Origin of the sequence: Idiomarina seosinensis (assembly GCF_003987275.1) — a bacterium.
GTDB lineage: Bacteria > Pseudomonadota > Gammaproteobacteria > Enterobacterales > Alteromonadaceae > Idiomarina > Idiomarina seosinensis.
This window is the reverse complement of the sequence record NZ_PIQF01000001.1, coordinates 182159-208052: the sequence shown is the minus strand read 5'-3', so window position 1 is coordinate 208052 and position 25894 is coordinate 182159. Positions and strand designations below refer to the sequence as shown.

At 49.0% G+C, this 25894-nt stretch carries 24 protein-coding genes and 2 tRNA genes; 4 read left to right on the top strand and 22 right to left on the bottom strand.

Annotated features, from left to right (window positions below; genetic code table 11):
* The first annotated feature begins 238 nt into the window (after positions 1 to 238).
* The gene (locus CWI81_RS00930) at positions 239 to 733 is read left to right on the top strand and encodes a sulfotransferase family protein (protein ID WP_157983285.1); all 495 of its coding nucleotides are present in this window, start codon (positions 239 to 241) and stop codon (positions 731 to 733) included.
* Positions 734 to 760: 27 nt separating this feature from the next.
* Here the strand turns inward: CWI81_RS00930 and CWI81_RS00925 are convergent, their stop codons facing one another.
* From CWI81_RS00925 to CWI81_RS00835, 19 genes are all read right to left on the bottom strand, one after another.
* Positions 761 to 1600 (bottom strand): SDR family oxidoreductase, encoded by an 840-nt coding sequence (locus tag CWI81_RS00925; RefSeq protein ID WP_126783368.1) that lies wholly within the window; start codon positions 1598 to 1600, stop codon positions 761 to 763.
* 9 nt (positions 1601 to 1609) lie between these two features.
* A complete protein-coding gene (locus tag CWI81_RS00920) occupies positions 1610 to 3040 on the bottom strand; it encodes an FAD-dependent oxidoreductase (protein WP_126783367.1) in 1431 nt (476 codons plus the stop codon).
* Complete coding sequence (gene gltB, locus CWI81_RS00915) at positions 3040 to 7506, bottom strand: glutamate synthase large subunit (protein WP_126783366.1); 4467 nt, start codon at positions 7504 to 7506, stop codon at positions 3040 to 3042. Before gltB ends, CWI81_RS00920 begins: the two co-directional genes overlap by 1 nt.
* A 107-nt stretch (positions 7507 to 7613) precedes the next feature.
* Positions 7614 to 8657: a quinolinate synthase NadA gene (gene nadA, locus CWI81_RS00910; RefSeq protein WP_126783365.1), complete on the bottom strand. Its 1044-nt coding sequence runs from the start codon at positions 8655 to 8657 to the stop codon at positions 7614 to 7616.
* A 98-nt stretch (positions 8658 to 8755) separates the two neighbouring features.
* Positions 8756 to 8831 (bottom strand) — tRNA-Lys (locus CWI81_RS00905).
* A 24-nt stretch (positions 8832 to 8855) separates the two neighbouring features.
* Positions 8856 to 8931, bottom strand: a tRNA-Lys gene (locus tag CWI81_RS00900).
* A 153-nt stretch (positions 8932 to 9084) separates the two neighbouring features.
* Positions 9085 to 9849, bottom strand: coding sequence for a tol-pal system protein YbgF (gene ybgF, locus CWI81_RS00895; RefSeq protein ID WP_126783364.1), 765 nt, complete (start codon positions 9847 to 9849; stop codon positions 9085 to 9087).
* Between the two features lie 10 nt (positions 9850 to 9859).
* Positions 9860 to 10399 (bottom strand): peptidoglycan-associated lipoprotein Pal, encoded by a 540-nt coding sequence (gene pal, locus CWI81_RS00890; RefSeq protein WP_126783363.1) that lies wholly within the window; start codon positions 10397 to 10399, stop codon positions 9860 to 9862.
* Between the two features lie 39 nt (positions 10400 to 10438).
* Complete coding sequence (gene tolB / locus CWI81_RS00885; RefSeq protein ID WP_126783362.1) at positions 10439 to 11791, bottom strand: Tol-Pal system beta propeller repeat protein TolB; 1353 nt, start codon at positions 11789 to 11791, stop codon at positions 10439 to 10441.
* Positions 11792 to 11804: 13 nt separating this feature from the next.
* Entirely contained in the window at positions 11805 to 12737 is a 933-nt protein-coding gene (gene tolA / locus CWI81_RS00880; RefSeq protein WP_241970313.1) for a cell envelope integrity protein TolA, read from the bottom strand.
* 2 nt (positions 12738 to 12739) lie between these two features.
* Complete coding sequence (tolR, locus tag CWI81_RS00875; protein WP_126783361.1) at positions 12740 to 13168, bottom strand: protein TolR; 429 nt, start codon at positions 13166 to 13168, stop codon at positions 12740 to 12742.
* Complete coding sequence (gene tolQ / locus CWI81_RS00870; protein WP_126783360.1) at positions 13165 to 13869, bottom strand: protein TolQ; 705 nt, start codon at positions 13867 to 13869, stop codon at positions 13165 to 13167. Before tolQ ends, tolR begins: the two co-directional genes overlap by 4 nt.
* A gap of 18 nt (positions 13870 to 13887) precedes the next feature.
* Complete coding sequence (gene ybgC / locus CWI81_RS00865; protein WP_126783359.1) at positions 13888 to 14298, bottom strand: tol-pal system-associated acyl-CoA thioesterase; 411 nt, start codon at positions 14296 to 14298, stop codon at positions 13888 to 13890.
* 399 nt (positions 14299 to 14697) lie between these two features.
* Positions 14698 to 15720, bottom strand: a complete 1023-nt coding sequence (gene ruvB, locus CWI81_RS00860; RefSeq protein ID WP_126783358.1) for a Holliday junction branch migration DNA helicase RuvB — start codon at positions 15718 to 15720, stop codon at positions 14698 to 14700.
* Between the two features lie 21 nt (positions 15721 to 15741).
* Complete coding sequence (gene ruvA, locus CWI81_RS00855; RefSeq protein ID WP_126783357.1) at positions 15742 to 16365, bottom strand: Holliday junction branch migration protein RuvA; 624 nt, start codon at positions 16363 to 16365, stop codon at positions 15742 to 15744.
* Positions 16366 to 16378: 13 nt separating this feature from the next.
* The gene (gene ruvC, locus CWI81_RS00850; RefSeq protein ID WP_126783356.1) at positions 16379 to 16891 is read right to left on the bottom strand and encodes a crossover junction endodeoxyribonuclease RuvC; all 513 of its coding nucleotides are present in this window, start codon (positions 16889 to 16891) and stop codon (positions 16379 to 16381) included.
* The gene (locus tag CWI81_RS00845; RefSeq protein ID WP_126783355.1) at positions 16888 to 17640 is read right to left on the bottom strand and encodes a YebC/PmpR family DNA-binding transcriptional regulator; all 753 of its coding nucleotides are present in this window, start codon (positions 17638 to 17640) and stop codon (positions 16888 to 16890) included. Before CWI81_RS00845 ends, ruvC begins: the two co-directional genes overlap by 4 nt.
* 18 nt (positions 17641 to 17658) lie before the next feature.
* Entirely contained in the window at positions 17659 to 19434 is a 1776-nt protein-coding gene (gene aspS, locus CWI81_RS00840; protein ID WP_126783354.1) for an aspartate--tRNA ligase, read from the bottom strand.
* Between the two features lie 71 nt (positions 19435 to 19505).
* Positions 19506 to 20948 carry a diguanylate cyclase domain-containing protein gene (locus CWI81_RS00835; RefSeq protein ID WP_126783353.1) on the bottom strand — a complete coding sequence of 481 codons (1443 nt, stop codon included), beginning with the start codon at positions 20946 to 20948 and terminating at the stop codon, positions 19506 to 19508.
* Positions 20949 to 21028: 80 nt separating this feature from the next.
* Between CWI81_RS00835 and cmoA the strand changes: the two genes are divergently transcribed.
* A complete protein-coding gene (cmoA, locus tag CWI81_RS00830; RefSeq protein WP_126783352.1) occupies positions 21029 to 21769 on the top strand; it encodes a carboxy-S-adenosyl-L-methionine synthase CmoA in 741 nt (246 codons plus the stop codon).
* Positions 21769 to 22749 carry a tRNA 5-methoxyuridine(34)/uridine 5-oxyacetic acid(34) synthase CmoB gene (cmoB, locus tag CWI81_RS00825; protein WP_126783351.1) on the top strand — a complete coding sequence of 327 codons (981 nt, stop codon included), beginning with the start codon at positions 21769 to 21771 and terminating at the stop codon, positions 22747 to 22749. Before cmoA ends, cmoB begins: the two co-directional genes overlap by 1 nt.
* On the opposite strand, the gene galU is transcribed toward cmoB, so the two are convergent.
* Positions 22746 to 23639, bottom strand: coding sequence for a UTP--glucose-1-phosphate uridylyltransferase GalU (galU, locus tag CWI81_RS00820; protein WP_126783350.1), 894 nt, complete (start codon positions 23637 to 23639; stop codon positions 22746 to 22748). The genes cmoB and galU overlap by 4 nt on opposite strands.
* A gap of 115 nt (positions 23640 to 23754) precedes the next feature.
* On the opposite strand from galU, the gene CWI81_RS00815 reads away from it, so the two are divergent.
* On the top strand, positions 23755 to 24069 hold the full coding sequence (locus tag CWI81_RS00815) for a DUF6170 family protein (RefSeq protein WP_126783349.1): 315 nt from the start codon (positions 23755 to 23757) through the stop codon (positions 24067 to 24069).
* On the opposite strand, the gene CWI81_RS00810 is transcribed toward CWI81_RS00815, so the two are convergent.
* Both CWI81_RS00810 and CWI81_RS00805 read right to left on the bottom strand, forming a co-directional pair.
* The gene (locus CWI81_RS00810) at positions 24002 to 25030 is read right to left on the bottom strand and encodes a response regulator (RefSeq protein WP_241970312.1); all 1029 of its coding nucleotides are present in this window, start codon (positions 25028 to 25030) and stop codon (positions 24002 to 24004) included. The two genes, CWI81_RS00815 and CWI81_RS00810, sit on opposite strands and share 68 nt — an antisense overlap.
* A gap of 82 nt (positions 25031 to 25112) precedes the next feature.
* Positions 25113 to 25889 carry an MlaA family lipoprotein gene (locus tag CWI81_RS00805; RefSeq protein WP_126783348.1) on the bottom strand — a complete coding sequence of 259 codons (777 nt, stop codon included), beginning with the start codon at positions 25887 to 25889 and terminating at the stop codon, positions 25113 to 25115.
* Positions 25890 to 25894 lie beyond the last annotated feature (5 nt).

The following is a 25894-nucleotide window of genomic DNA, read 5'->3' as shown; positions in this document are numbered from 1 at the left end:
TGCACCTTTCACGATGCTAAGCTGTGCCCGCACTGTTGCATTGATAACCAGTTTCAAAATGCGCACAACTAATTGCCTAAGCAACACCCTTTATTCTCTCATTAAGCAAGCGTCTCGAAACAGCACCTCAAATTTATCCAGAGCCTCATCAAGAATTCTGTTCTCAATAGTTAATGCTGGCAAAAAGCGAATCACATTGCCGTAATAGCCGCATGCCAGCACAATTGATTGGAGGCAATTGGGACAGAATTATCTGGACAAATTACCCAGACAGCCGTTTGTGATTGACAAATTACCCCTTAACTACCTGAATATTGGCTTTATTCGAATGGCGCTGCCACAATCCCAGATACTTTATTTGCAACGCGATGCAGCCGATCACGAGCTGGCACTGATGAAACATTTATTCAATCAGGCCTACCCATGGTCGTACGATGTCGACGAAATAAAATGCTACCGACAAGCAGTAGAAAGCCTGTGTGACACAGTAATAGCAGAGCCCGATAGTAATATTCAGCGCCTGAGTTATGAACAGCTGATAAACAGCCCCGAGGCAACATTGGCGAAAATAGCTGACTACTGCGGACTAAACTGGAGCGAAAGAGACATTCACCAAGCTCTGCAGTTTGCCGATAACAACCAGCAACCCAGCACCACCGGCAGCGCTAGCCAAGTCCGCAACCCACTACATAACCGTTCTATTGGATTAGCCAAGCGCTATGGTTGGGCTTAGCCATCAATTTAAGCTAACAACCCATTTTTAGACGTTCGGTAACATTTCCTTGTAACCGTCTTTAAACGTCGGGTATTGCAGCTGAAAGCCGACACTTTTCAGTTTACTGTTATTGCAGCGCTTACTGCCGCGCGGGCCTGGTCCGGGTTCAATGTCGGAGGAGATTTCGACGCCTAATTGATGCGCCAGCCACTGGTAAACTTCGTATTGTTTGGTGGGGGCGTCGTCGTTTAACAAGTAGAGCGAATCGCGTTTTTCCGGGTTTTCGACAATAAATTCAATAAACCGGGCAACATCGTGCTGATGAATTCGATTACTCCAGCTATCGCGTAAGGTGACTTTTTGTTGTTTAAGTTGACGCAGCATGAAGTCACGGCCGGGACCATAAATGCCGCTACAGCGAAGAATGGTGGTCCGGACCGGTAAATCGTGGATAAGCCGTTCGGCTTGCAATAACATGCGGCCGGAATCCGAGTCGGGCTCGGTAGCAGAATCCTCGTCGATCCATTCGCCCTCGCGCTGACCATAAACGCCGGTGCTGGATACATATATAACATAAGGCGAATAATCCAGCCCGTTGATGACCTGTTGCAGATGGCGACAGGGCACAACATAACCGTTGCGATAGCCTTCCTTATTATACTCGCTTGGGGTTAGGGTAACGATAATGGCCCCGTATTCGTGGCCATGCAGCACCGATTTTAGATCCTGCTCGTTACTGGCGTCGGCGGCAATAAGCTCCACGCCCTGCGCCGCAGGCTTGTTCTCGGGGTGACGGCAAAGCCCGCTCAGCCGATGACCTTTCGCCACCAGCAACCGCGCCGCTCGCTGCGCAATATCCCCATAACCAATCGATAAAATGTCCATCCAAAGAATTTATCGCAATTGCGGGCAATCGGCAAGCCAATCTAGGATGCCGTCGGCGGCGGTGCGGCCTTCGGCGATGGCGGTGACCACAAGATCGGCGCCGCGAACCATATCTCCGCCGGCAAAGATTTTCGGATTACTGGTCTGCATGGCGAACTCGCTGTCACCGGTAGCCAGTATCGTGCCCCAATCACTTAATTTTACCTCATGCTCTGCCAACCATTGAGGCGGGTTCGGCTGGTAGCCAAACGCAATGATAACCGCAGTGGCGGGCATCACAAATTCAGAACCCTCCACGACCTGCGGCCGCCGCCGGCCATCTTTATCGGCCGGACCCAGCTCTGTTTTTGCCATCCGCACACCGCGCACCCGGCCATCGTCACCGGCTACGACCTGCAGCGGCTGCAGGTTAAATTCAAACTGCACACCCTCTTCACGGGCATTTTGTACCTCGCGGCGCGAGCCCGGCATGTTTTGTTCATCCCGGCGATAAGCGCATACGACCGATTCAGCGCCCTGTCGAATCGAGGTGCGAACACAATCCATGGCGGTATCCCCGCCACCGAGTACCACAACCTTCTCGCCGTTCATATCTATCATCGGATAGTCCGGCATTTTATCTTCCATCAACCGCTGTGTATTACCAATCAAAAACGGTAACGCCGGATAAACTCCTTTGGTATCAAGCCCCTCTAGGCGTCCATCCAGAGCTTTATAAGTTCCCAACGCCAGAAAAACCGCATCGTGACTTTGCAGCAACTGCTCGAAGGGTAAGTCCTTGCCAATTTCTACCCCAAGCTTAAACTCGATCCCCATCTCGCTGAATATTTCACGACGCAGCGTCATCACTGACTTATCCAGTTTAAACGGCGGAATACCGTAGGTCAGCAGACCGCCAATTTCCAGATAACGATCGTACACCACCGGCTTGATACCATTGCGAGCCAATACATCTGCACAGGCAAGACCCGCCGGGCCGGCGCCAATAATCGCGACTTTTTCCGGGCGCTGTTCAACGTTGGATAAATCGGGTCGCCAGCCTTGTTTAAAGGCTTCATCCACCATTTGCTTTTCGATACTGCCAATAGTGACTGCACCAAAGCCGTCATTTAGCGTGCACGCCCCTTCGCACAACCTATCCTGAGGACACACACGGCCACATACTTCCGGTAGGGAGTTGGTTTTATGCATTAGCTCAGCGGCTTCAAACACCCGTCCCTCGTTGGACAACTGTAACCATTGCGGTATGTAATTATGCACTGGGCACTTCCACTCACAGTATGGATTGCCACAATCCAGGCAACGGTCCGCCTGCCCTTGTAACTGGCGTTCGGGCATTGGCTCGTAAATTTCTTTAAAATCGATGCGTCGCTCTTCAACCGGATGCTTAGGCGGGTCGATACGTTGTACATCCAAAAACTGATAAACATTCTTATTCATTACATCACCTCGACCCGTAATTCTGCAGTAGACCGCGCCCGATGGCCCAGTAGCTGGTTGATGTCAGCGGCTTTGGGTTTGATGATATAAAACTCACTGATGACCCGCTCAAAGTCAGCCAGCAGCTGCTGCGAATATTGACTACCTGTAGCTTCATGATGTTCATGAATCAAGCCGCGCAAGTGCTCTTTTATGATCGGTTTATCAACACTCACCGCTTCGACCAATTCATGGTTCAAACGCCGGTGCAGACTACCGTCAGTATCGCGTAAATAGGCAAAACCGCCAGTCATACCGGCACCAAAGTTGATGCCACTTTGCCCTAATACCACGACGATTCCGCCGGTCATATATTCACAACCATGATCACCAATACCCTCGACCACCGCTGTCGCACCGGAGTTACGGACAGCGAAGCGTTCACCGGCGCACCCGGCCGCATAAAGTTTGCCCCCAGTAGCACCATACAAACAGGTGTTGCCCATAATCGTCGACTGTTGGCTGGCGTAGCTAACGCCGTCTTTAAGTTTTAATATCAGCTCGCCACCGGCCATACCTTTGCCGACATAATCATTAGCGTCGCCGGTTAAGTGAAGTTTTAAACCGCCGGCATTAAAGGCACCGAAGCTTTGTCCTGCGGTACCGATAAAGTCCAACTTGATAGGGGCAACTGCCATCCCCTGGTTACCATGCTTAGACGCAATGTAGCCTGAGACCATAGCACCAACAGAGCGGTCGTCATTGCGAATAGCTAACGACCAATTCCCGCCACTGCGTTCGTCTACAGCTTGTTTAGTCAACTCCAGCAACTGCTGATTCAGCTTACCAGTATCGTGCGGTTGGTTCGCTTCACTGCAATAAAGCGTATGCGTCGATGGGCTGGCGGCAGCCTCGAGCAGTGGTGTTAAATCGAGCTGCTGCTGTCGTTGTGTATCGCCAGGCAAGCGCTTGAGCAAATCAGTACGACCAATCGCATCGGTCAGATTTTCTAAGCCCAATGACGCTAGTATTTGCCGAACTTCTTCGGCTACAAACTCGAACAATTTAACCACCCGCTCAGGCAATCCGCTAAAGTGCTGTTTGCGCAGAGTTTCGTCCTGGGTGGCAACGCCGGTCGCGCAATTATTAAGGTGACAGATACGTAAATACTTACAGCCAAGGGCGATCATCGGTGCCGTACCAAAGCCAAAGCTTTCTGCACCTAGAATTGCCGCTTTGACAATATCTGCTCCGGTTTTTAAGCCGCCATCGACCTGTAGCCGGATTTTATGACGTAAGTTATTACTCACCAACGCCTGATGAACTTCGGCCAAACCCAGTTCCCATGGTGAGCCAGCATACTTAACCGAGGTTAACGGACTGGCACCGGTGCCACCGTCGTAGCCCGACACCGTAATTAAGTCCGCATAGGCTTTGGCAACGCCGGTCGCAATGGTGCCAATGCCAGGCGTTGAGACTAACTTAACGCTGACTAAAGCGTTTGGATTCACCTGCTTTAAATCAAAAATCAGCTGGGCTAAGTCTTCTATTGAATAAATATCATGGTGCGGTGGTGGCGAAATTAGAGTTGTGCCGGGCACCGCAAACCGCAGATGAGCTATCTCTGCCGTGACCTTTTCACCGGGCAGTTGACCGCCTTCACCCGGCTTTGCCCCCTGCGCGACTTTAATCTGGATAACATCGGCATTAATTAGATAATGAGGGGTTACCCCAAAGCGCCCCGAAGCGACCTGCTTAATGCGTGAATTTTTCGGGCTGTTAAAGCGCTTTGGATCTTCGCCCCCTTCACCAGAATTGGAGTGACCACCAATTTGGTTCATCGCGATCGCCAGTGCTTCGTGAGCCTCCGCACTCAGCGCTCCAATCGACATGGCTGCGGTGTCAAAACGTTGAAAAAGCTGCTCTTTCGATTCGACACGTTCCAACTTAATTGCTTCGGTCTTGCTGCTATCAATACCCAGAAGATCGCGCAAATGAGTGACCGGCCGCTCATTGACCAGCTTTGCATAAGTGTCATAGTCCTGCTGCTCGCCGGTTTTTACCGCCTGCTGCAATGACATCACCACGTCTGGATTATAAGCGTGATACTCACCGTTATGCACGTATTTAAGTAAGCCACCCTGCGGCAACGGTTTACGATGCAGCCAGGCCCGTTTAAACACTTGCTGTAAATCCTGCTGAATATCAGCGAAACCCGCACCGCCAATACGAGCCGGAGCGTTGGCGAAGCACAGCTCACGCACCTCGCTATCCAGACCCACCACTTCAAATAAAGACGAACCACGGTACCCAGCAATAGTTGAGATCCCCATTTTTGAGAGAATTTTCAGCAGTCCCTTATTTAGACCTTTGCGATAATGGGTTAACGCTGTCTTCACCTCTAAATCGACCCGGCCCTGTTGCACTAACTGTTCAACCGTTTCATAGGCTAGATAAGGATAAACAGCCGTCGCACCTAACCCGAGTAAAACGGCAATATGATGTGGATCGCGAGCGCTGGCGGTTTCAATCACAAGGTTCGAGTCGCAACGTAAATTATTGTTGATCAGCGCTTGCTGAACCGCTCCGGCGGCCATCGCGGCGGGTATCATTACTTGTCCCTGTTGCAAGTCGCGGTCGCTTAAAATAACGATAACGACGTGCTGCTCTTTGACCGCTTCAATTGTCTTCTCAAGCAACGCTTCAATCGCTTGCTTTAAGCTTTGTTGGGTCGGATCAAACGCCAAAGAAAAGCTTTGATGCCGATAATGGGTTGGATCCATTTCGCGCAGTTGCTTCAAATCGGTATACATTAAAATCGGCGATTCGAACGCCACGCGATCGGCATCCCCAGAGGCCTCGCTAAACACATTATGCTCACGTCCGATGATGGTCGCCAGTGACATCACATGCTGCTCGCGGATCGGGTCAATGGCAGGGTTGGTCACTTGCGCAAACTGTTGGCGAAAGAAATCATAGAGTAACCGCGGTTGTTTGGACAACACGGCGGTAGGCGTATCATCGCCCATCGAGCCGACCGCCTCTTGTCCGTCCTTAGCCAACACCGCAATCACTTGTTGCAGCTCTTCTTCGTTGTATAAATTGGCTTTGTGCAGCACTTCCATGGTTTTGTCGTCGTACAACCTATCACCAATTTTATCAGCGCTACATTGCTCAAACGGCAACAGTGTTCGACGGTGTTGGTCCAGCCATTGCCGATACGGATGACGGCCTTTAAGTTCATCTTCGATTTCCTGGTTATACCAAATTCGGCCGGTGTATGTATCAACCGCCATCATCTGCCCAGGTCCCAGCCTTCCTTTTTCCTTTACATCCTTTTCATCGTAATCCCAAATACCCACTTCAGACGCGATGGTCAGCATTCCCTGCTCAGTTAGTATGTAGCGCGCCGGGCGCAGGCCATTGCGATCAAGGCTACAGGCGACGTGTCGGCCATTACTCATGACCACGCCTGCAGGTCCGTCCCACGGCTCCATGTGCAAGGCATTAAACTGATAGAAAGCACGCATTTCTTCGCTCATGGTGCTGTCGCCTTGCCACGCCGGCGGAATCAGCAGGCGCATTGCACGGAATAGATCCATACCACCGGCCAACAATAATTCGAGCATGTTATCCAATGACGCCGAATCGGATCCGGTCATGCCGACAATAGGTACAGCGTCCTGTAGGTCCGGTAACAACGGGGTTTGCAGTTTGTAGGCACGCGCCTGTGCCCACTGACGATTACCGCGAATAGTGTTTATCTCGCCATTATGGGCCAGAAAACGAAAAGGTTGGGCCAGGTGCCAACGAGGCTGGGTATTGGTTGAAAACCGCTGGTGAAATAAACAAATCGTAGTTTTCATCTCACCACTGGCCAGGTCCGGATAATAACGCGGTAAATCACCAGCCATCATCAGACCCTTATAGACCAGCAGCAAACTTGAAAGTGAGGCAATATAGAGTTTGTCGGGATCCGGGATTTGCTTTTCGATGCGTCGACGCGCCATATAGAGACGGCGTTCAATGTCCTTCTTGCGCCAGCCCGGAGGAGCCGAGACCAACACCTGTTCAATCACTGGCTCTGATTGTGTTGCGCCTTCACCTAACACCTGGTTTTGTGTTGGGACAGGTCGCCAACCCGTAACCTCCAAGGTTTCTTTTTTTAATTCTTGTTCTATCAGACTACGAGCAGACTCGCGTTGGTCGCTGTTGTGCGTGAAAAACACGCTGCCGACAGCAAACTTCTTACTCAGTGGCCAACCTTGTTGTTTTGCATAGTCGCGAAAGAACTGCTCGGGTATTTGTAACAACAAACCACAACCGTCACCGGTTTTGCCGTCCGCACCAATGCCGCCGCGATGTTGCATCCGGTCCAGTGCTTTAACGGCAGTACTTATTATGTCATGGCGTGCTTCACCGTGGATATTGGCGATTAAACCAAAGCCACAGTTATCGCGCACATCGTCATGTTGGTATAAACCCATACCGGCCTCGCTGCATGAATATTCAATTATTTAAGATTATCATGCGATGAGGCCAAAATGTAATAGATTTGTTGAATATTGGGGATGGCAGCGCTGCTGCCCTTTGATTATTTCTTTAGGTTAGCACTGAACGCCAGCATTTTATCCAGCGGCACCATGGCTTGTTTAGCCAGCTCTGGCTCTACGTGGATTTCATGTTGTTCGCCGCCATGCTCCAAAGCTTCGGCAATAGCGACCAGACCGTTCATCGCCATCCACGGACAATGAGCGCAGCTGCGACAGGTAGCCCCTTCTCCGGCTGTAGGTGCTTCCAGGAACGTCTTATTAGGCTGTAGCTGCTGCATCTTGTAAAAGATGCCGCGGTCTGTCGCCACAATAAATGTCTCGTTAGGAAGCTCTTGGCTGGCTTTTATCAGCTGTGAGGTTGAGCCGACCGCATCTGCCATCGCGATAATGCTCTCCGGTGATTCTGGGTGTACCAAAACTGCAGCTTCCGGGTGTACTTTTTTCAGATCCAGCAATGCCTGCGATTTAAATTCATCGTGCACCACACAAGCGCCTTGCCACATAACCATGTCAGCACCGGTTTGCTTTTGGATATAGTTACCCAAATGACGATCCGGTCCCCACAGAATTTTTTCGCCTTTGCTGTCTAAATCTTCAACCAGCTCCAGCGCCATGCTTGAGGTAACGACCCAGTCTGCCCGCGCCTTTACGGCAGCTGAGGTATTGGCATAAACCACAACGGTTCGATCAGGGTGCTGATCACAAAATGCGGAAAAGTCTTCAGGCGGGCAGCCTAAGTCCAGCGAGCATTCTGCTTTTAGCGTGGGCATCAGTACCGTTTTATTCGGTGTCAGGATTTTTGCGGTTTCGCCCATAAAGCGAACGCCGGCTACAATCAGCGTGTCAGCTTCGTGGTCACGACCGAACCGTGCCATCTCCAGCGAGTCAGCAACGCAGCCACCGGTTTCTTCGGCCAGCGCCTGAATTTCCGGATCGGTATAATAGTGCGCCACCAGAACCGCATTGTTTTGCTGTAATAGTTCTTTAATCCGCGCCCGGTAATCTGCTCTCTGTTGGTCTGACAATGGCTTCGGCTTTGGGGGAAACGCATAATCCAACGAATCAACGGTTTGAATGGCTGACATACTTACTACTTCCGTTTGCATAATGTCCAATTAATATATGGGCAGTATACCTAATTTCAATGGGATTTAATATGTTGGGGTGCCGACGGAATTGGAAATGGTGGGTTGTGCAGGATTCGAACCTGCGACCAATTGATTAAAAGTCAACTGCTCTACCAACTGAGCTAACAACCCGTTTATTCGGTGGTGGTTTGCAAGTGGTGGGTTGTGCAGGATTCGAACCTGCGACCAATTGATTAAAAGTCAACTGCTCTACCAACTGAGCTAACAACCCACATTTTATGCACCGCTGCTAAGGCGCTTTTGTCCTTGGCAACGGCGGCATAGTTTACTTAAATAACGCTGTGATGCAACTGATAATTTAAGTTTTTTGCACGACTGCTTAATATCCAAGCAGTTGTTGTCATGCTGTTATAACTATCGGTTGTTAAAGACGTTGTTTGGCTAGATTTGCTTCGGTACTATCCGGGTACTCTTCGATAACCTGTTGATAGTATGTCTCAGCATCTGCCGTCTTACCTTGCTCGGACGCAATAACACCCAACTTGAGAATACAATCTGCTCGCTTATTACTTTCCGGGAAATTATCTACAACAGTCTCAAAGTGCTGACGAGCGGCACTGTACTCCTGTTCGGCAAACTGTAATTGTCCCAGCCAATAATGAGCATTGGGCAAATAGCTGGAGTTTGGAAATTGCTCAATAAACTGTTCAAATGCAGGAATAGCTGCATCATAACGTTTATCTTCCAGTACCAAGGCGATCGCGCGATCGTAAGCGTCATTTTCACTCAGGTTGCTGGAATAAGCAGATCCAGAGTCCGAACTACCAGAATCGACCGTTGATGTTGGTACTTCCTGCATACCCGATAAGGAAGAACCCCCACCTTGCTGCTTGAGCTGACTAAAGCGGCGATCGATCTCCTGATAAATTTCACGCTGACGCTGCAGTACCTGCTCCAACCTATATTCATGCTCTTCGGTGATACCACGAAGCTCAGAAACATCTTGTTGCAACGAGTTTAGCTGGTTCATCATGTCCAGCTGCGCTCCTTGACGAGCTTCCATCATTCGTTCAATGGTAGCCAGACGTTGCTCAAGAGAATCAGACGAATCAGACAGACTCGAGACAGGTGCCTGTGCCAGAGCGGCACCAGGCACCAACAAGGTTATCGCTAAAAGCGTTTTTCTCATAAGAATGCTATTAGTAAACCAGTACCGCGCGACGGTTCTTCGCGTACGCACTTGGAGTTGATTCATTCACCATTGGCTTTTCTTCACCGTAAGATACGGTTGAGATTTGCGAATCCTGAACACCTAAGTTTTCCAGGTAACCTTCTACAGCCTTAGCACGACGCTCACCCAGTGCGATGTTGTATTCCGGGGTTCCACGCTCATCGGCATGACCTTCAATAACAACACTTACATTTGGGTTCTTAACCAGATAGTCCGCGTGCGCAGCTAGTAATTCTGCGTATTCAGACTGAATGTTTGATTTATCAAAAGCAAAGTAAATGATGTGCTCTTTACGAAGCGCTTCCATTTGCTCTTCACGAATTTCTTCAGGCGTTTTTGCGCGTTCTGCGGCGCCGACTTCTACACCAGAGCTTGCTTCTTCAGTTGCTTGATTGGTTTGTTGACCAGCACCTTCGCCCGAGTCAGTTGATTGATTTGAGCTACACGCGGCCAAAGTTGCCATTGGTACAGCAATTGCCAGAGCCTTAAAGAGTTTGTTCAGCTGCATCCTTTTGATCCTTATTTTACGAGTCAATAAACTTCTGTCTTACATAAATGGCGACCAAGACGGCGATTTAACTTCGCCACTTGCCGCTGGTAATCGAGCTTTAAAACGGCCGTCGGTCGACACTAAAGCTAAAACCTGTTTGTTATTATGAGTCGTACTGTAAATAACCATACTGCCATTCGGCGCGATACTTGGCGACTCATCAAGTTGTGTTTTTGTCAGCACTTGCATGGCACCTCGCGGAAACTCCTGACGAGCGATATGGTAGTTACCCCGTGTGCGGTTGACCAATACTAAAGAGTCTCCCGACGGCGAAACGGTACCACCTAAATTCTGCTCACCTTCAAAGGTTAAACGACGTACCTGGCCTGACCCTAAATCTACGCTATAAAGTTGTGGTCTGCCACCCCTTTCTGAGGTAAATACTAACGATCCACTATCAGGCGTCCAGCTAGGTTCTGTATCAATCGTACGATTCCGAGTGATTCGTTGCAAGTCTTTGCTTTGCAAATCCATTACATACAGTTCCGGGTTACCGTCTTTCGACAATACCATTGCCATCTTTTTACCATCTGGAGAAAACACCGGGCTACCGTTAATGCCTGGATATGACGTTAGCTTTTCACGTCGTGTGGTGTAAATATCCTGAATAAATATTTCAGCCGTTTCGTTTTCAAAGCTAACGTAAGCAAGCTTGTTGCCGTCCGGCGACCACGAAGGCGACATTAAAGGCTCAGGACTACGCAGCAATACTTTCTCGTTTGCACCGTCATAATCAGCCACCATTAACTTATATGGGTAACGATCATCATGGTTAACCGTAACGTAAGCAATTCGGGTCATAAAGGCACCACGTTCGCCGGTGAGCGCCTCGTATACTACGTCGGAAATTCGATGAGAATATTGACGGAATTGATCGCCATCAATGACTGAACTGCGGGCATCCAAAATATGGTCATTACTTTGTACCAGCTGCCCATCTTTTAGCATTTGTGCATTGCCGCCGGTAATCTGACCCCGCAACACATCCACTAACTGGAATTTAACCATATAGCGGTCAACAGAATAAGGTTCAATCGTCCCCATTAATACCGCTTCCACGCCTAACTTTGCCCACGCAGAATAATCTAACTCACCATCATTTTTAGGCTGTTGCGGCATTGCCGAAACTGGAATTGGATTAAATTTACCGCTGCGGGTTAAGTCGGCGGCAATAACCTCTGTTAATTCTCCTGGCGCTGGTCCCTCACCTAACCATTTAAAAGGAACAACCGCAATTGGTCTGGCTGTGTCCATTCCTTCGGTGATGACAATCTCAAGTACGCCCGCTGCACGAGTGGTTGAGGTCAGCACAAAGAACAACAGCAACGTGTTTAGTAACAGCTTTTTCATGGTTCACCTTAGTTTACAACTGCGGTTTGACAGTTAGTTTTATAGTACTCATTTGTTCGAAAATTTCCGGATCTTCAGAAACCGGTAACGTGGTCGCTTTTAATACCGCATTTTCGGCAGAACGGCAGACCGCAGGATCGCCCGCTCCTGTGCTTACATTCTTAACAAAACCACTTGGCGCCAGGCTAATAGTCAACTCACAAGATTTTCCGCTCATCGATTCATCGACGTTCCAGTTGCGTTGAATGGTTTGCTGGATCAGCGCCTGATATTTTTCAATCTCACTTAACATTTGCTGACGTCGAGCCGCCTGCCGTCGCTCTCGCTCGGCTTCCATTTCTTTTTGCAGCTGAGCTTCCCTTTCGGCTGCCTTACGGCGTTCTTCCTCTAACCGTTTGCGTTCAGCTTCACGGCGCTTACGCTCTTCCTCGGCTCTGCGCTCCGCTTCCTCTGCCGCCTTACGTCGCTGTTCGGCTTCTCGCGCTGCTTGTTCTGCTTTACGCCGCTGTTCCGCTAATTTTTCAGCTTCGCGCTTAGCCTCTTCAGCTGCTTGCCGCGCTTTAGTGGCTTCCTGCTGCTGTTGTTGCTGCTGCCGTTGGATCTCCTCACGGCGTTGCTCTTCTCGCTCACGCGCTTTTCGGGCAGCTTCGGCTTTCCGCTCCAGCTCAGCTATGCGTTGCTGTTCCGCTTGTCGTTCCGCTTCTTGCTGGGCTTTAATCCGGTCAACCTGCTGTTGCACCGCGGCTTTATCGACCGATACTGCCTGCACCACTTCATCGGGCTGCTCGTTAAATTCCGACTCACTCAAACTTACTTCCATCGATTCCGGTTCATTTGGCGTGAATTCGAAACTGATCAGTAATACCCCGGCGATCGCCAAGTGAATGCCCACCGAATATATCAGCGGTAACGTTAAGCTTTCTGTACCAGTTACTTTTTTAGCCACAACTACTGTTCCGAAGAGTCTGTCATTAAGCCCACCGATGGCACCCCTGCTTTTTGCAATAATGCCATCAACTGCACAATGTGGTTATAGGACACTGCGCCATCACCGTTGACCATAACCGGTGTATCCGGTTCTACCTGCAACTGCGCTGCTACCAGGGTTGCAACTTCTTGCGCACTGATAGGCTGATCCGGATTGGTGTTTTGATTTAAATAATAATTACCTTCGGCATCAACCGAAGCGACTAACGGCGGCTTCGAGTCTTCTGATAGCGCCTCGGCAGAAGCTTTTGGTAAATCCACTTTTACACCTTGGGTAATCAGTGGTGCAGTTACCATAAAGATAATCAACAAGACCAACATAACGTCGATATACGGTACCACGTTAATCTCCGCGACCGGCTTGCGACGTTTGCGGGGCATCACCATCATAGCGCGCTACCCTCAGCATCTTTTTTCGATGACATCGCCTGCCGTTGTAGGATAGAGACAAATTCATCAATAAAGTTCATGTACTGATTGTCTACTTTCTCTACCAGGGTGGTGTAGCGGTTGTAGGCAACCACCGCCGGAATCGCGGCAAACAGACCTAAAGCCGTTGCAATCAGTGCTTCGGCGATACCTGGCGCCACCATTGCTAACGTTGCTTGCTGCACAGCACCCAACGCGATAAATGCGTTCATGATTCCCCAGACCGTCCCGAACAAACCGATATAAGGGCTGATAGAACCAATCGTTGCCAGAATTCCTAAATTATTATCGAGTTTTTCAACCTCACGAGCATGAGCCACCCGCATGGCACGAAAGGCGCCCTCAACTGTGGTTTGTGGATCACTGTTCGGGTGGTTGCGTAATCGCGCAAATTCTTTAAAGCCTGCGTGAAACAATAGCTCCATACCACGGCTATTCTTAGCGCGAGCCGAAATTTCTTGATATAGCCGCGCTAAATCTACGCCTGACCAAAACCTTTCTTCGAATTTCAGCGCATCGTGCGTGGCGGTTTTTAATACTTTTTTGCGTTGGAAAATAAGCACCCAACCCCATACTGACATGGCCAACAGCATAATCATGACCAACTTAACCAGCAGACTCGCCTGCCAGAACAAATCAATAAAGGATAATTCAGTTTCCACGCTAGTTTACCTCTGTTTTTATAATGCCTGTTTCATGGCCGTTAAAATAGGTTCAGGTATTGCCACTGCTCGCACCGCTTGCTTGTCCACGCAAGCTGCCTTCACCACAGCTTCACAATGTACTGTGCCATCTTTGCCCAACACCTGCTGCCGACACACCAATGTCGCCCGCTTCAGCTGTTCGACCGTCACTGTTACCGTCAGTTCAGCATTAAATCGGGCGGCAACGCGCAAATCTAAATCGACATGCCGGACAACAAAGGCCCTATTGTGATCTAACCAGCTGTCCTGTTCAATCCCCAGAGAGCGTAACCATTCGGTGCGGGCTCGTTCAAGAAATTTGAGATAATTGGCATAATAAACGATACCACCCGCATCCGTGTCTTCGTAATAAACTCGGATGGGCCATTCGAAATGGTTTTTTTTCATTAATAAAACCCTTGAAAAATGACTGTTCTGTCACAATATAAATTAGAGCTGTTAAAAGTCGCCCTGATTATTTTATCAACAGACTTTTATTTATGACAAAACTGAAACATTTTAATTTCATCTTTTTGTTTTAAAAGAGATTTTTACTTATGTTACAAATTTGTTGTTGTTTTTTTGCACAATTGAAAACAAGTTAACATTAGTTTTTCTTATCTGAATATGTAATTTTTCTTGTTTGATACGGCCATTTTTAACCGTATAATAGCTAACAAATCAGAGACACAGAGTTTGGTTGTCACTATTTCTGAATATTTGATTTGGTTCCCTGGATTTTTGATTAATTTCCTTCTTGTTGTTCTGTTTGCCCGTACTTTGTACGGGCTTTTTTTTGCACTTTTTTTACTTTTCTTCCGGTTTCAGACCAAAGTGTTGGTAAGCTCTTGGCGTTGCTATACGCCCCCGCGGAGTTCGCTGTAAAAAACCTTGCTGAATAAGGTATGGCTCAAGCACATCTTCAATCGTGTCTTTCTCTTCGCCAATAGCCGCGGCAAGATTATCCAGCCCAACCGGACCACCTAAAAATTTCTCCATAATCGCCAACAGCAGTTTGCGATCCATATAATCAAACCCGGCCTGGTCAACGTCTACCATGGTCAGTGCCGCATTAGCGGTGGTTTCATCCACTTCGCCATTGCCCTTAACTTCGGCATAGTCCCTTACTCGGCGCAGTAACCGGTTGGCAATACGCGGAGTACCGCGCGAGCGACGCGCAATCTCACGTGCGCCGCCCTGTTTCATGGTGACATTCATAAAATGTGCCGAGCGTTCGATAATGTCAGTTAGCTCATCCACTTGATAAAACTCGAGCCGTTGCACAATACCGAAGCGGTCCCGTAGCGGCGAGGTTAATGCGCCTGCTCGGGTCGTTGCGCCAATTAAGGTAAACGGCGGTATATCCAATTTAATGGAGCGCGCTGCCGGCCCTTCACCGATCATAATATCCAGCTGATAGTCTTCCATCGCCGGATAAAGAATCTCTTCGACAACCGGGCTAAGACGGTGAATTTCATCAATAAACAAGACATCGTGTGGATCAAGGTTAGTCAGCAAAGCGGCCAAATCACCGGCTTTTTCCAGTACCGGCCCTGATGTGGTTTTAATGCTTACATTAAGCTCATTAGCAACAATGTTTGCAAGCGTCGTTTTACCTAATCCTGGCGGTCCGAATATCAACAAATGGTCGAGCGCTTCATCGCGTTTGCGGGCCGCCTCGATAAAAATTTCCATTTGCTCCACGACATGCTTTTGCCCTGTGTAGTCAGCAAGAACCTTTGGTCGAATGGCACGATCAATGGCTTCATCGTCGCCCTGAACCTCGGCTTCGATAATTCGGTGGCTGGATATTTGGTCTGCTTCTATCATTAGGTTCTCTTTATCTTACCTTTATGCGAGCTGTTTGAGTGATGCTTTTATCAACTCTTCGCTGCTCAATTCTTGTTGGTATACGGCTGTTAAGGCCTTATCCGCCTGATTCTGTTTATAGCCTAACGACAATAGCGCACTCAACGCGTCAGCCCGCGCATCGGCCGGGTGCACAAAGGTCGAATCGCTGGTCACCGCATCAATATTTGCCGCGTCTGTAGCTGGGGTGCTGCTACCCTGCCAGTCTTTAAGTCGATCGCGCATTTCAATAACCAACCGCTCCGCCGTCTTTTTGCCAACGCCAGGTAGTTTTACCAGGCGGCTAACATCGTTTTGGTTCACCGCCCAGACAAACTCATCAGCGTTCATTCCCGATAAAATAGCTAACGCCAACTTTGGCCCTACGCCCTGAGTCTTTATCAACAACCGAAACAAACTACGCTCAGCCTGGTTGTTAAAGCCATACAATAACTGGGCATCTTCCCGCACCACAAAATGTGTCACCAAAGTCACCGGTTCGCCAAGCGGCGGCAACGCGTAAAAACAAGTCATCGGTAATTGCAGCTCGTAGCCAACCCCATTCACATCGACCAATACTTCGGGTGGCTGCTTGCCAATTAATTTGCCAGAAATCTGTCCTATCATTTTGTTGTCCGTTTTATCGCCGGCGGCCGGCCATTTTTATGAGGTTTTCATTTGAGTGAGCATGACATAATGCGACGGCTAATGCATCTGCGGCGTCGGCTTGCGGGGTTCGTGATAATTTTAACAGAGCGACGACCATATGTTGCACCTGAGCTTTGTCGGCAGCACCGGTGCCGACGACTGCTTGCTTTATTTGCCGGGCGCTATACTCAGCCACTGGCAGCTCGTGACAGGCAGCTGCGACCATTGCTGCTCCGCGAGCCTGCCCCAGCTTTAAAGCTGAGTCCGGATTACGCGCCATAAATACTTGCTCGATTGCAAACTGGTCAGGCTGGAATTGAGTGATTAGCTCCACCACACTGTTATGAATGCGCTTGAGCTTTTCTGCCAATGACAAAGGCGCCGCCACCGTGCCAGTCACCCGAATGCAGCCACTTGCTACATAATGCAGATGCCGCCCCTGCTGCTGAATAATCCCGTAACCGGTTAGCCGCGAACCTGGGTCAATGCCCAGAATAACGCTCATTCGTCGTCCAGCTTCGCCAACACCTCATCAGAAATATCGGCGTTATGATACGCGTTTTGCACGTCGTCCAGATCCTCCAATGCATCCAGCAGCTTGAGAAAACTGCGGGCACTGTCTTCGTCCAAATCGACCTTCGTATCCGGTACCATCGTTACTTCCGCGTTGATTGCGTTTAACTGTTTGCCGTCCAACGCATCTTTAACCGTGCCAAAATTGTCTGGCGAGGTCATAACATCCAAACCGCCGTCACTATGTTTAACGATATCTTCGGCTCCTGCTTCCAGCGCCGGCTCCATCAACTGCTCTTCGGTGGTCTCGTTGGAGTAACTGATCACGCCCATTTTATTAAACAGGTATGCCACTGAGCCATCCGTGCCAAGGTTACCGCCATGTTTGCTGAACGCATGCCGTACGTCTGACACAGTACGGTTTTTATTATCGGTCATGCATTCCAGTAAAATCGCGACACCGTTTGGGCCATAGCCCTCATAGGTCAGCTCTTCTACATTGTCACCGTCGGTATCACCGGTACCGCGCTTTATCGCCGTATCGATGGTATCGCGCTTCATATTATTGGACAGCGCTTTATCGATAGCAGCACGCAATCTTGGGTTAGTTTCGGGGTCGCCGCCGCCCTCGCGGGCGGAGACGTTAATTTCCCGAATAAGTTTGGTGAAGATTTTGCCGCGCTTAGCGTCCTGCGCGGCTTTTCGGTGCTTAATATTGGACCATTTAGAATGACCTGCCATTTTCCACCCTATGTTTGCTTATTTGTCGTCGTTCTCGTCAACCGTACTCTTAACACCCAGCTCTTGCAACGCTTCTGGGTTCGCCAGCCCCGGCGCATCGGTCAATACACAGGCCGCCGTGGTGGTCTTCGGAAACGCGATAACGTCGCGGATTGAATTAGCACCAACCATTAACATGACCAAACGATCGAGGCCAAACGCCAAACCAGCGTGCGGCGGCGTGCCATATTTTAACGCTTCCAGCAGAAAGCCAAATTTTTCTTCCGCTTCGGCTTTTCCAATACCCAGTACTTCCAGCACTGTCTGTTGCATTTCGTTATCGAAAATACGGGTTGAGCCACCGCCCACTTCGACACCATTCAGAACCATATCGTAGGCATTCGACAATGCCTGCGCCGGGTCCGCTTTTAACTGCTCAGGCGTAACATTGACCGGCGCGGTAAACGGATGGTGTAGGGCTGCCAATGAGCCGTCGTCGTTTTCCTCAAACATTGGGAAGTCGACGACCCAAAGCGGCCTCCATTCATCGCTGACCAGGTTAAATTCCTCTCCCAGCTTCAGGCGTAACGCACCCATCGATTCAGCAACCACATTGGCTTTGTCCGAACCAAAGAATAAAACATCACCGGTTGCCGCTTCAGTGCGTTCTAAAATAGCGTTTAGTGCGTCGTCAGGTAAAAATTTAAGGATTGGCGACTGCAGTCCTTCACGCCCCTGCGACAGGTCATTGACCTTGATCCATGCCAGACCCTTAGCGCCATAAATACCGACGAACTTGGTATACTCATCAATCATCTTGCGTGACACATTATCCGCTTGCCCAGGCAGGCGAATAACAGCAACACGACCTTTCTCGTCATTGGCCGGCCCAGAAAATACTTTAAACTCAACGTCTGTTAGCAAGTCCGCAACATCGACCAACTGCAACGGGTTACGCAAGTCTGGCTTGTCAGAGCCGTATAACCGCATCGCTTCGTGCCAGGTCATGGTCGGGAATGGACCTAAGTCTATACCCAGCAATTGCTGGAACAGCCCACTGGTCATCTGTTCCGTAACCTGCATAACCTGCTCGGCGGTCATGAATGAGGTTTCAATATCAATCTGGGTGAATTCAGGCTGACGATCAGCTCGCAAATCTTCGTCGCGGAAGCATTTAACAATTTGATAGTAGCGATCAAAGCCAGACATCATCAGCAGCTGCTTAAATAACTGCGGACTTTGTGGCAATGCAAAAAAACGTCCTTTGTGAGTTCGGCTAGGAACCAGGTAATCACGCGCACCTTCAGGCGTTGCCCGAGTCAACATCGGTGTTTCAATATCCAAAAAACCGTTGTCATCTAAGAAGCGGCGCACCGCGCTAGTTACTTTTGCTCGAAACTGTAGCTTTTCGTTCATCTGCGGACGACGTAGATCCAGATAACGATAACGCAGGCGAGCTTCTTCACTCACCTGGCTGTTAAAATCTATTGGCAGGGGTTCGGAACGGCTTAGAATGTTCAGTTCCGACGCCAACAGTTCAACTTCACCAGTTTTCATCGTTTTGTTGACTTGACTATCGGGGCGCCGATTAACGGTGCCTTTAATCTGAACGCAGAATTCCTGACGCAGTTTATTGGCTTTATCAAACAAGTCTTGCTGATCGGGATCAAACACGACCTGAATAAGCCCTTCACGGTCGCGTAAATCAATAAAAATAAGACCACCGAGATCTCGGCGTTTGTTTACCCAGCCACATAAAGTGACTTGTTGTTCGGCTAATTCAGCGTTTACTTGTCCACAATAATGCGTTCGCATGTGCCTTTTTCCTACTGCCAGCGTTGGTTTTAAAATTTGAGCCAGCCATTATAGCGGAATGGCGCCGAATGTCATCCGTCCACTGTCGCTATGCGGACGTCATTTTTACCCGCCGCTTTAGCCGCATACATTGCCTTATCGGCCGCTCGCAGTATGCTCTGCTCATCATGACCATGCTCCGGAAACATAGCGACGCCAATACTAACGCTCACTTCCAGTTGTTCATTCTTTATGGCATAAGGGCGGGCTAAGTGGACGACCAATTTACGCGCCACGGCCAGCGCGGCATTAGCGTTATTAGTGCTGGGCAAAACGACCACAAATTCGTCGCCACCATACCGGCAAACCGTATCTGAGCGTCGCAATAACCCCGTCAGACGCTGTGCCGCATGGACTAGAATTTGATCACCGTAGTCATGTCCGAAGTCGTCATTAATGGCTTTAAACCCGTCCAGATCCATGAACATTAATGCAAACGATTTATCGCCACGCTGATGTTGTAAAATGGTCTGTTGCAACCGATCAGACATCAGGTTTCTATTCGGTAATCCGGTTAACTCATCATGCGTAGCCACATAGCGAATTTGCCGTTCGGCCGCTTTACGACGTTTAATCTCTTTGCGCAGGCGACTATTACGGAATACCACGATGAAAATCACCAGCGCCGCGACCGAACCAACCTTTAATGCCAGGTCAAGCAACTCCTCATCACTCCAGCCCCGTTGTAACTTATAGCCATACCATTTGCGTCGTAGCTGCTGTCGCTCAGTCTGAGTCAGACTATCGATGCCTTGATTAAATAGCACCACCAACGGCTGATAATCGTTACGCACGCCAATAAATAGATCTTCGCCCGGTGCGCCATTTAATACACTAAGGTCTGCATTAATTGCAGTGCGTCGCTGCAGCTCGTCGACCAGAATGGGCAAACTATCAATGTAGGCATCGATGTGACCACTGTTTAAGCGAGCAAGGCCCTCATCAATCGAGTCAAACTCCAATACTTCTGTTTGCTCAAGATGTTTAAGCATGGGTACCACGGTGTAGCCGTCAATAACTCCGAGTCGTTGCCCACGCAACTGACTGATGTGGCGGTCGGCATTATCTTCATCTAACTGTTCGGACAATGTTAAAACTGCCCAGGGCATGGTCCAGTATCGCTGCGTATAGCTAGTAAATTTAGCCCGCTCGGGTGAGTAAGAAAGACTGGTCAGTACATCAATTTCTTTATCGGCCAATGACTGCACACACTCGGACCAGGTTCCACAAGGGGTCCAGATCAGATCGACCGGTACGCCCTCAGTTATTTTTTCCAACATATCAACATCAAATCCTTGTGCCTTACCATCTTCGATGCTGATTAAAGGTTGTAAGTTGGTGGGCACACCGACTTTTATTTCAGGGTGTTGTACTAACCATTCGTCAGTGGCATAGGCTGATCCGCTCAAGGCAAGGTTTATAAAACCGACTAAGCCCACCACTATGATCGTCTTTAACAGCCACTGATGTGTCATTCGGTGTATTATCTCCAACAGGTTAGGTAAACTATAACTAAGTTATCGACCTACATTACTTAATATATAGCAGCACTTTTATGAATCAGCGCGATACTATTTTTTCTAAACCGTTGCCGAGCATATCGGACTTCTGCTTTGACCAAAATGTGGTCGAAGTATTTCCCGACATGATAAATCGCTCGGTGCCGGGTTATTCCAGCATTTTGCAGACGTTACCACAGTTAACCCAGCGTTTTGTACAACCCGACACTCGTCTTTATGACTTAGGCTGCTCATTAGGCTCTGCCACCCTTGCCTTACGTAAAGGGTGTGAACAGGCTGAAGGCAGCGAAATCATTGCTGTGGATAATTCACAGGCGATGATTGAGCGTGCTCAATTACATCTACAAGGTTTTAAAAGTCAGGTGCCGGTACACCTGCGCTGCGAAGACATTCGGGAGACAGCAATCGAGAATGCCTCGGTTGTGGTGCTGAATTTTACGTTGCAATTCGTCCCGCGTGAAGAGCGTATGGCGATAATTAACACTATTTTTTCCGGACTGGTTAAAGGCGGCGCGCTGATTATTGCCGAGAAAGTATTAGCCGACGATGATGCTATCAATGACGTTTTGGTGGATTTGCACCATGACTTTAAACGCGCCAACGGCTATAGCGAACTGGAGATCAGTCAAAAACGCGCCGCGATCGAAAATGTCATGAAAATTGATAGTCTCGCGGCTCATCACCAACGTTTTAAAGAAGCCGGTTTTGCGCACAGCGGAACCTGGTTCCAGTGTTTTAATTTTGCCGCAATGTTGGCCATTAAAGGAGACCGTTGATGGATTGGTTTGAGCAATCATTAGTGCGGTTAGTAAAGAGCCCGCATAAAGCATGGCTGGAGACATTACCGCGCCAACTACATGATTTTTTGAGTAAACCACATGGCGATTTTCGTAAGTGGCAGCGTGTGCTAAAACAACTACCCGATATCAATACCGAGCAGCAACCCACCGCGTCGCTGGGCGATACGGTCGGTATCGGTCCAGCCGAATTGGCTTCGGATTCTGATCGGGCCCGCATGCGCGGGTTGTTAAAGCAGTTGCAACCGTGGCGCAAAGGTCCTTTTGAATTATTCGGTTTGAACATAGATACTGAGTGGCGTTCAGACTGGAAGTGGCAGCGGGTGGCACCGCATTTGGATTCCTTGAGTGGCCAACAAGTTTTGGATGTCGGCTGTGGCAGCGGTTACCATTTGTGGCGAATGCTGGAAGCCGGAGCCGAAGATGTATGGGGAGTCGATCCTGGTGAACTGTTTTTAACTCAATTTCAGGCAATTAAACAATATATGCCTGCATCGATTGCCGATCGAGCTCACTTTTTTCCGGTTGGAATAGAGGCAATGCCCGAGCTAAAAAGTTTCGATACGGTATTCAGCATGGGTGTGCTGTATCATCGCCGCTCACCGTTGGAATTTTTGCAACAACTCAAAGGCTTATTAAAAGCTGGCGGTCAATTGGTATTAGAGACCATTGTCGTCGCAGGTGACGAGACGACTGTAATGATGCCGGGTGAACGCTATGCGCAAATGCGTAATGTTTGGTTTTTACCAAGCGCCAAAGCCCTGGCAGTTTGGATGCAACGGCTCGGTTTTAAAGATATAAAGGTTGTTGATCACAATGTCACTTCGCTTGACGAGCAACGCTCAACAGATTGGATGCAAGGAGAGTCGTTAAAAGACTTTTTAGATGCAGACGACCCAAGCTTGACGGTCGAGGGCTATCAAGCCCCCATCCGTGCAATTCTAACCGCCCGGGTTTAAAGCGTTTTTAAAAACGCTTTCATATCGTCGGCGAGTTGCGGGTGACGCATTGCATGCTCAACAAACGCCTTGGCGTAGCCAAATTTATTACCACAATCATGGCTGCGCCCTTTCATGTAATAAGCGTTCACCGACTTGTCTTTCAGTAACATCGCCATCGCATCGGTTAACTGAATTTCGTTACCGGCGCCGACTGGAGTGCGCTCCAACAGTGGCCACAACTGTTTCGGGAACACATAACGTCCGACGACAGCGAGATCCGACGGTGCCTGGTCAACTTCGGGTTTTTCAACCAGTTGTTTAATAGCTGCTTGTTGACCTGGCTCTAAGTCTTTACCGTTAATGTCGGCGATACCATAATTACTAACACTCTGGTGTGGTACTTTCTCAACCATCACCTGAGCGGCACCATTTTCTTCAAAATTACGCTTCATTTCGGCCAGGTTATCTTGTTTTAGGTCACAACTGGCCTCGTCCACTAATACATCCGGCAATACTACTGCAAAGGGCTCGTCACCAATCAGCGGCCGCGCGCACAGAACCGCATGACCCAAACCTTTGGCCTCGCCTTGACGCACATGCATAATAGTCGTGCCTTTGGGGCATATCGCTTGCACTTCTTCCAGTAATTGACGTTTAACCCGACGTTCAAGTGTCGTCTCAAGCTCAAAACTGGTATCAAAGTGGTTTTCGATCGAGTTTTTACTCGAATGGGTAACCAAAATAACGTCGGTTAAGCCGGCAGCGGCGCACTCTTCAACAATGTATTGGATGAGTGGTTTATCAACCAACGGTAGCATTTCTTTTGGAATCGCTTTGGTCGCTGGCAACATCCGTGTACCTAACCCCGCTACCGGGATTACCACTTTTTTGACGGCTTGTTTTTCCATGTCTTTATCCTGTTCTTGAAAATCTTAAATTCGGCCACGTTTATACCGCGATTAGCTGTTATAATGCAACTGAGAAACAGCTAAACATGTTGAATTTACAGGCAGTCAGACGATTATGGCGTTTTATTTTTCTTCCCGACGGGTACCACAACTGCAACCCTATTCTTTTACTGAACGTGCTGTGATTTTGGGCATCGCTCAAGAAGCTATGCCAGTACCACGGCGGTTAATTTGCAACTTAGCGAAGTTAGTGCCAATTTGTATCGTTTTTTATGCGATTGTGGACGTGCCGGGGTGGTGGAAGGTGCCAGCGTTACTCGCTGCAGGTATCGGCTATCCGCTGTTTACCCAGCCAATCAATATTAATATGAGTCTGCCTTATCTGGATAAGGCGGTACGTCAGTTTGAGGCAAATCGCGCTGAATCATAACATCAGCGATATTAGCCAGGCGCCCAGTTATTTTGTGCGGACCTATTATCGTACTTTGGTGATAACTCGCGTGTTGCCAAATGCCTAACGCCAAATCCGGGCGGCTTTGCGGTTCTGATCGAATACGGTCACCGGCCTGCCCCCAGCGCCATTCACCACTACGGGTATCGACTACCCCCACCAGCACATCAAAGGCCGTGCGGATGCGCGAGTGACATAATTCATCATTTAAGTGGGTCAATAACTTAGCCGGCTCAATAATGCTCTCATCATGGCCCGATAAATGCTGCCGTAACAAGGGATCCAACAGCGTTTTAAAAACCAGTAGTGGAATTAACCGCTGTTCCGTCGCATTCTGCGGGCTTGCCAATAACACTAATACCTTACCTTGCAACAACGGTCGAAAATCCAGCCACACAGAGGGTTCGTCGGTGGTCAAATCAAACTGAAAACGATAGCCATTCAGTTCCATCGGGCCGGTGGGTAACAATTCATGGGTTAGCCGCCGGACCAAGGCGTCATCCTGATACAACACTTGTATGTGGTCATCTAATTCATAACGATCGTGTAAATAGGTTTCTTCTAATTGGTAACGGTTTAAACAATGTTGAATCGCTTCATTCAGTACCGTCAAACTCTCTATGGGTTTCACTAAATAATCCCAAGCGCCAAGCCCGACGGCTTCGCGAATATCCGTCATCGACTCACTGGCAGAAACCACAATGATGGGCAAGTCAGCGTGGCTACTGAGCAGCTGCTCGATAACCTGCAAACCGCTAATATCAGGAAGTTTAAGATCGCAAAGAATAATATCCGGGGTCAGCTGCCGGCACAGGCGCACGCCCTCATGCCCACTGTCAGTGCAGCGTACATCGTAATCTAACTGAGTTAAGTAATTTTTTACGATGCTTTGAAAAACGGCATCGTCCTCAATAACTAATACAGAGGCCTGTGACATCATTGCTCGACTTCGCTGCTGAAACCTAACTTAAGCATTGTTCAGGATCAGCAGCTCGTCAATGTTGTTGCTTAGCTATCTACGTTTAAAAAGCATTTTCCAGGTTTTCGTCAAATGCGTCTTCTGAGTATTGTTCGCTATAGTCGTCTTCGAACTCATCTGGCTGTTCAGGTGGGTTGCCGTCGTATACTTTGTAAAGCCAGTTTTGATAGTAGGCTTCTTTAACAAAAGTATAGGGATCCAATGCATTTTCTAAGACTTGCTCCTGATCACGCAACCGTAGCCGCATTTCCAGTCCCTTGACCACATAGCGTGGAATATCCCAGTCTGAATCAATTTCTGTATAAGGGAAAAACTGGCCATCAACCCAGTCGGTGCCGCGGTCTATCAGAACCGTCGGGCCTATCACTGGCAGCATAATGTAGGGACCATTGGGAACGCCCCAAAGTGCCAGGGTTTCTCCTAATGATTCTTCGCTCTTCTCCAGCCCTATACTACTGGCCGGATCAAACAATCCAAGAATACCAATGGTGGAGTTTACCGCAAATCGGCCAACACTGTATCCAGCACCGGAAGGCTTAGCCTGCAGAACGTTATTAACAGCACTCCAGGGCTCCTGCAAGTTTTCGAATGCCCGATACAACGAGCGGCGAATCGGCTCCGGAATATTTTCATAAGCTTCCGCAGTCGGTTTGATCACCGCTTCGTCCAGCTCCTGGTTAAAATCCCAAACTACGCGGTTCATGTCCTCCAACGGGTCACGCTCATCGGCATAAGGATCTTCTGGTGTTGACGAGCACGCGCTCAGCATAAAAACAGCACTTAAGCCGGTCAAAACTTTTATTAAATACGGTTTGCTCATGGTTA